General features: G+C 69.9%; 5 protein-coding genes and 1 pseudogene. 3 read left to right on the top strand and 3 right to left on the bottom strand.

Features of this window, described 5'->3' with window-relative positions; all coding sequences use genetic code 11:
- Nucleotides 1-120: pseudogene (locus VF632_RS18140) on the top strand (IS5/IS1182 family transposase); the annotation flags it as partial.
- Between the two features lie 794 nt (nt 121-914).
- On the opposite strand, the gene VF632_RS18135 reads toward VF632_RS18140, so the two are convergent.
- The 3 genes from VF632_RS18135 to VF632_RS18125 form a co-directional block, all read right to left on the bottom strand.
- Nucleotides 915-2066 (bottom strand): S8 family peptidase, encoded by a 1152-nt coding sequence (locus VF632_RS18135; RefSeq protein WP_331024348.1) that lies wholly within the window; start codon nt 2064-2066, stop codon nt 915-917.
- Between the two features lie 74 nt (nt 2067-2140).
- Nucleotides 2141-3298 (bottom strand): S8 family peptidase, encoded by a 1158-nt coding sequence (locus VF632_RS18130; RefSeq protein ID WP_331024347.1) that lies wholly within the window; start codon nt 3296-3298, stop codon nt 2141-2143.
- A gap of 454 nt (nt 3299-3752) precedes the next feature.
- Nucleotides 3753-5255, bottom strand: coding sequence for a S8 family peptidase (locus VF632_RS18125; RefSeq protein WP_331024346.1), 1503 nt, complete (start codon nt 5253-5255; stop codon nt 3753-3755).
- 456 nt (nt 5256-5711) lie between these two features.
- Between VF632_RS18125 and VF632_RS18120 the strand changes: the two genes are divergently transcribed.
- Both VF632_RS18120 and VF632_RS18115 read left to right on the top strand, forming a co-directional pair.
- Entirely contained in the window at nt 5712-6563 is an 852-nt protein-coding gene (locus VF632_RS18120) for a purine-nucleoside phosphorylase (RefSeq protein WP_331024345.1), read from the top strand.
- A gap of 146 nt (nt 6564-6709) precedes the next feature.
- Complete coding sequence (locus VF632_RS18115) at nt 6710-7066, top strand: hypothetical protein (RefSeq protein WP_331024344.1); 357 nt, start codon at nt 6710-6712, stop codon at nt 7064-7066.
- Nucleotides 7067-7069: the final 3 nt, after the last annotated feature.

The following is a 7069-nucleotide window of genomic DNA, read 5'->3' as shown; positions in this document are numbered from 1 at the left end:
GCTTGGCTGGGGCGCTGCCGCCGTTTGAGCAAGGACTACGAGGGCCTGCCGGAGAGTAGCGAAGCATGGATCCATCTTGCGATGTCGGGTCTCATGCTCCGTCGGCTTCGGCCAAGTTGACATTTCTCAACACCCTCTGAGTCTGTCACCGTCCTGCGGCCGACCCTGAGGAATGAAGAGAGGTTCGCGGGCGCCGTTTGGAATTTGGACGAATTGGACTTTTTCTATTCAGCCCCAGGCGCACCGCATCGGCCCGCACACCCTCCTCCGCGGGGCGAAGGATCTAGCCGCGGACACGTACTAGCCTGGTAGGTCACCACGGCCGAGGCCACCGCCCTGCTGGGGCGAATGAATAATGAATTCGAATTCGCGGCAACAACCACACGATGTCCGACTTCGCGGACTGCATGCGCTGGTGCGAGTTAGGCCAGGTGGCGCGCCCCGGTGGCCGTGCACATCTCCCCCTCCCCTGCGCAGCGGGGGACGGGGGCCGGAGGGAGGGGGCTGCCGTAGCGTGAGCGGCAGCCGTCGACGCGCACTCGAATTCTCCCCTCTCCGCATGCGCAGCATGCGGGGAGGGGCCGGGGGAGGGGCCACCCGCGGCATGCACCGAACCTCCTCGAAACGCACCGAGCCCCCCATCCTGCCCCGCCCCCGCTCCCGGCCTGACCCCAGGCACGGCACTGGCTCCCTTCCCCCGCGGCAGTTTGCGGGGGAAGGGTTGGGGATGGGGGGCGCCCGCCCACGCGCGAAATCCAGCCCTGACGCACCGGAATTCTCCCCTCCCCGCACAGCAGTACCGTGCGGGGAGGGGCCGGGGGCGGGGCCTCAACGACGAACCGCCCGGCCGTGGATGAATCCACGGCCGGGCGGCGAGCTCCGCGCGGGTCACCCCCGCGGAACCATCCTTCGGATTACAGCGCGGCCTTGTACAGCAGGCGGTTCGGCGTGCCGGTAGGGTTGCCGGTGATCACGTTCGCCGTCGCGTTGTTCTTGATCCAGGTGTCGATGGTGGCCTGCGAGGCGTTGCCGTAGGTCGCCTTGTACAGCGCGCCCACGCCCGCCACGTGCGGCGACGCCATCGAGGTGCCGCTGATGGTGTTGGTGCCGCCGTTGCTCCAGGTGCTGGTGATGCTGCTGCCCGGGGCGTACACGTCGACGCAGCTGCCGTAGTTGCTGAACGACGACTTGGCGTCGCTGCTGGTGGACGAGGCCACCGTGGTCACCGCCGAGGCGCTGGCCGGCGACACGTTGCAGGCCAGCTGGTTCTCGTTGCCCGCGGCCACGGCCACGAACACGCCCGAGTTGGCCAGGTTGGTCACCGCGTTGTTCAGCGTGCTCGAGTAGCCGCCGCCCAGCGAAAGGTTGGCCACCGCCGGGTTGGTGCGGTTCACGCGAACCCAGTCGATGCCGGCGATGATGCCGGCGAACGAGCCCGAACCGGCGCAGTCCAGCACGCGCACGCCGCGCAGGCGCACGGCCTTGGCGACGCCGTAGGTGGCGCTGCCCACCGTGCCGGCCACGTGCGTGCCGTGCCCGTTGCAGTCGTTGCCGTTACCGCCGAACGCGTCGTACACGTTGCTGGCCCGGCCGCCGAAGTTGCTGTGCGCGGCGTAGATGCCCGTGTCGATGATGTACGCGTACACGCCCGACGCGGTGGTCGTGTAGGTGTAGGTGCCGCTCAGCGGCCGGCTGCGCTGGTCGATGCGGTCGATGCCCCACGTGGCGCCGGACTGCGTGGCCGAGGCCTGGGCCGTCTGGTCCTGCTCGATGGTCTCGACGTTGGGGTTCTGCTGCAGCGCGTTCAGCTGGCCGGCATTCAGGGTGGCCGCGAAGCCGTTGATCGCCGCCGTGTACACGTACCGCGGCGAAGCGCCCGCTACCGCGGCCACCGAGCGCGGGTCGGCGCCCTCGCGCACCACCACGATGTACTGCCCTTCGATTCCGCGGGCGCCGGCGGAAAGCACCGGGACCAGGTCGACGCGGGCGGACACCGGCGACTCGTCCGAGCACGCGGCCAGGGCCATCACGGCACCAACGGCAACTGCGGTCTTGCTGAGCTTCATGACATCCTCACGAACGGGGTGTGACGTGGCGCGGCCGCCTCGGTGCGGTCGCGCGGGGGTGCGGCGCTAGGGGATCAGAGCGCCGCCTTGTACAGCAGGCGGTTGGGCGTGCCCGCCGGGTTTCCGGAAATGACGTTCGTCGTCGCGTTGTTCTTGATCCACGTGTCGATGGTGGACGACGACGCGTCGCCGTACGTGTGCTTGTACAGCGCGGCGACGCCGGCCACGTGCGGGCTGGCCATCGAGCTGCCGCTGATGGTGTTGGTTCCGCCACCGATCCAGGTGCTGGTGATGGACCCACCCGGCGCGTAGCCGTCCACGCAGCTGCCGTAGTTGGAGGTGGAGCGGCGCGCGTCGGTCCTTTCCGACGAGGCGGTGGTGAACACGGCCGCGGCGCTGGCCGGCGAGAAGCTGCACGCGTCGGCGTTGCTGTTCCCCGCGGCCACGGCCACGAACACACCCGCGTTCGACAGGTTGGTGACCGCCGTGTTCATCGTGCTCGAGTAGCTGCCCCCGATGGACAGGTTGGCCACGGCAGGCTTCACGTGGTTGGTGCGCACCCAGTCGATGGCGGCGATGATGCCGCTGGTCGACCCGCTGCCGTTGCAGTCCATCACCCGCAGGCCGCGCAGGTAGGCGCTCTTCGCCACGCCGTAGGTGGTGCTGCCGATGGTGCCGGCGACGTGCGTTCCGTGGCCGTTGCAGTCCGCGCCCGTGCCGCCGAAGGCGTCGTACACGTTGCGCGCGCGGGTGCCGAACTGTGGATGGTCCGCCTGGATGCCGGTGTCGAGCACGTAGGCGTAGACGCCCGCGCCGGTGCGGGTGTAGGTGTACGTGCCCGAGAGGGGCAGCGCCCGCTGGTCGATGCGGTCGAGCCCCCAGGTGGCGCCGCTCTGCGTGGTGTACGTTTCCGCCGCCTGGTCCTGCTCCACCAGCGCCACCGCCGGGTGGTGGCGAAGCGCGTTCAGCTGCCCCGCGTTGAGCGAGGCGGCAAAGCCGTTGAGGGCCGACGAGTAGACGTGGCGCGGGCTGGCCCCGGCCGCGGCGGCGACGGCGCGCGGGTCGGCGCCCTCGTGGAGCACCACGATGTACGACTCGGCGATGCCCCGCCCCGCCGCGGCGGACAGCAGCGGCGCGGACCCGGGCGCGGCGCCGGCGGTGGGGGACTGGTCCGAGCACGCCGCGAGGGCGGCGGCGGCCAGGAGGGCGGCGGTGGCGCGGAACGGGGGCATGGCGGTCCTTCCGGGGGGTGGTCGCCTGTTCTGCCGTAGCTATCCTACGACGCGAAATGAGTCTTTCGCTGGGGGGCGAATGGCTCTCCCGCGCGGGGCGGGCAGGCGAAACTTGTGCGAGATGGCGGGATCGACATGAGGCACGTGTCGAGCCACGCGCGTGGTGCTGCCTAAGCGATGGTGCGCCAACAATGTTGCTGAAAGTGACACTTTGCTCCGCCGATGCGAGTTGGTGCAGCGCGAACCAAAACGGTGCGTGAAATTGAACGCGAGGCCGCGAAACGAGCGTTTCCCGTCCCCTGAAACCAGATGTCGCACGCGTGGTCATCGACGGGTTACCTCCCCCGTGTCGTCCGTGCCCTCCGTGTGAGACCCCGTCCCCCCATCCGGGAACGACGAAGCCCGCCCGGCGCACCAGGCGCTGGACGGGCTTTCCATCAACCGAGCCGAAGGATCAGGGCTTGGTCATGGTGAACGAGTACGAGCCGCTGCCGGTGTACGAGAGCACCTTCCAGTAGTAGTACCCGGCGGTGCCGCTGTACGTGATGGTCTCGTCCGGCGACGCCGTCTCGCCGCGCGCGACGATGCTCCACGCCGAGCCGTTCCACTTGAACAGCTGCAGGTCGAAGTCCACGCCCGTGGGGCCGTCCAGCACGCCCTTGTGGGTGCCCGACACCGTGCTCTGGTAGTAGGTGCCGTTCGGGTGGATGTCGGAGTCGCCGGCGCCGCTCAGGCTGCCGGTGTACGTGGTGCCGCCCGTCGGGGGAGGCGTGGTGCCGCCGCCGAAGATGCTGTACAGCAGGCGGTTGGGCGAGCCCGTACCGGCGCTCGTCACCTTGTTGGCCGTGGAGTTGTTGATCAGCGCGGTGGCCACGCTGGCCGGCGTCGCCGACGGAGTGCCCTGCAGGTACAGCGCGACCACGCCCGCCGTGTGCGGCGAAGCCATCGACGTGCCGCTGATGGTGTTGGTGGCGGTGGTGCCGGTGTACCAGGCGCTGGTGATGTTGCTGCCCGGCGCGAAGATGTCGACGCAGGTGCCCCAGTTGCTGAACGACGAGCGGGCGTCGGTGTTGGTGGTGGAGCCCACCGTGATGGCGTTGGCCGCGCGGGCCGGCGACACGTTGCAGGCGTTCTGGTTCTCGTTGCCGGCGGCCACGACCACCGTGACGCCCGCGTTGTGCATGCGGTTCACCGCGTCGTCCGTGGCCGTGCTGGCGCCGCCGCCCAGCGACATGTTGGCCACGGCCGGCTTCACGTGGTTGCTGGCCACCCAGTCCATGCCCGCGATCACGCCCGAGTTGCTGCCGCTGCCGGCGCAGTCCAGCACGCGCACGGCGTACAGCTTCACGCCCTTGGCCACGCCGTACGTGGTGCCGCCGACGGTGCCGGCCACGTGGGTTCCGTGCCCGTTGCAGTCGGTGGTGCCGCGTCCGTCGCTGATGGCCGTGTAGCCCGACACCGCGCGCCCGCCGAACTCGTTGTGGGTGGTCAGGATGCCGGTATCGATGATGTACGCGTTCACGCCCGCGCCGGTCGGCGTGTAGTTGTAGGTGCTGTTCAGCGGAAGGTCGCGCTGGTCGATGCGGTCGAGCCCCCACGTGGCGCCGCTCTGCGTGGCCGAGGCCGTGGTGAGCTGGTCCTGCTCGATGTAGCTGACGCCTTCCTGCCGCTGCAGCGCGTTCAGCTGGCCCGCGTTCAGGGTGGCGGAAAAGCCGTTGAGCGCCGCGGTGTACACGAAGCGCGGGCTCACGCCGGCGATGGCGGCCACGGAGTTGGGGTTGGCGCCGTCTTTCAGCACCACGATGTACTGTCCCTCGATGCCACGGCCCGGCGCCGCCGAAAGCAGGGGGGCGCCGCCGGGGGCGCGTGCCTCCGAGCCGGTGGGGGCCGAGTCGGAGCAGGCGGCCGCAAGGCCGAGCATGGCGACGGCGGCGAGGGGGGAGAGCGTGCGCTTCATCAGGGTCCTCCAACAGGGTGAATCGGCGACGGCGGGGGCGCCGTGCCGCGGAGACGGGCCGCGTTCGCGGCCCGGAATGCCCGTTCTGCAACAGCCCGTACCTCGACCGCCCAACGGGGGAGGCAGCCGCCGGGGCTTGCTGCCCGCGACCGCCTGCTCCGAGAGGCGCCACACGTATCGAGTGGCCTTCCCTAAGGCACGCGGCGGGCCGCGTGCCTGAATTCGTTCAAGTGCTTGGTAGCCAACGAGTTGAAGATTTACGAGGTGAGATGGGTGACGGGAGGAACGATGCAGCTGCACCGGATTGGTGCACCGGATTGGTGCGGATGCGGCACCGAAGCGCCATCGCATCTACGCAGAAACGGATGGTGCACCGATCTGCACCCCCGTTGACGGCGGGGGGCGCGGGCCGGAGATTCGTCCGGGAGCCTCCGCCCATCGCCCGACTGACGAGAAATGACTCACACCTCCATCGAGCCCACGGTCACCTTCCTGCGCGAGCGCTTCACCCGCGCGCCGCACGCCATCCTGGTGCTGGGCAGCGGCCTGGGCGGCCTGGCCGACGAGATCGAGGACGCCGTGCGCGTTCCCTTCGACGACATCCCCGGCTTTCCCCGCCGCACCCAGGCGCTGGCGGGGCACGCGGGGCAGCTGGTCGCCGGGCGGATGGAGGGGGTGGAAGTGGTGGCCATGCAGGGCCGCTTTCACCTGTACGAGGGATGGAAGCCGTCTGACGTGGCGCTGCCGGTGCGCGCCCTGGCGTCGCTGGGCGCCCGGTCCATGCTGCTGACCAACGCGGCGGGGGGGATTCGCCCCGGCTTCGTGCCCGGCGACCTGATGCTGATCGCCGACCACCTGAACCTGATGTTCCAGAACCCGCTGATCGGCGAAACGTATCCGGGCGAAACGCGCTTCCCGGACATGTCGGACCCGTACGACGCCGGCTTTCGCCGCGCGGCCGAAGAGGTGGCCCGTGAGCTGAAGATTCCCGTCACCCAGGGCGTCTACGCTGGGCTGCTGGGCCCCACCTACGAAACCCCGGCCGAGGTGCGGATGCTGGGGCGGCTGGGCGCCGACGCGGTGGGGATGTCCACCGTCCCGGAGGTGATCGTGGCGCGCGCCATCGGGGTGAAGTGCCTGGGCATTTCGTGCATCACCAACCTGGCCGCGGGGCTCAGCGGGCAGGCGCTTTCGCACGACGAGGTGATGGAGGTGGGCGCGCAGGTGCGCGAGCGCCTGGTGGCCCTCGTCCGCGGCGTCCTTCCCCGCATCGCCCCGCTGAACCTGGCCTCCGAAGCCGCCAACTGACGGGGGGATTCTTTCCCGGAACGCGCGTCGTTATCTTCCAAGAGCTTCGCCGCTGAAACCTGGCGGCGGAGCTTTCCGTACCCGCTTCCGTTCCGCGCATCCGCGCGCCCGTCCGTCCCCTTCCCCCGCGGCAGTAGGAGAACCCCATGGGCACCAACGACACCATCATCGCCATGACGGCCATCGTCATGGGGATGCTTACCGTCCTGATCCCCATCACCGGTCTGACGGCGCGGTTCGCCCTGAAGCCGCTGATGGAGGCGCTGGCCAAGTACCGCGAGCTGCAGGGGCAGGACCAGGCGCAGCAGCTGCTGGAGCGGCGCATGGCGCTGCTGGAAGAGCAGCTTCACGGGATGGACCGCTCCATCCGCGACCTGGTGGACGAGTCGGACTTCCGCCGCCAGCTGGAGGGCGGCCGCGCGCGGCAGGCGCTCCCCATTTCGCGCATCGTCGCCGAGCCGCAGCCGGCCCTCGCCGCCGAGGCGCTGCTCGCCGAGCGCTGATCC

The organism is Longimicrobium sp. (assembly GCF_036388275.1).
GTDB lineage: Bacteria > Gemmatimonadota > Gemmatimonadetes > Longimicrobiales > Longimicrobiaceae > Longimicrobium.
This window is presented reverse-complemented; position numbering and strand designations above follow the sequence as displayed.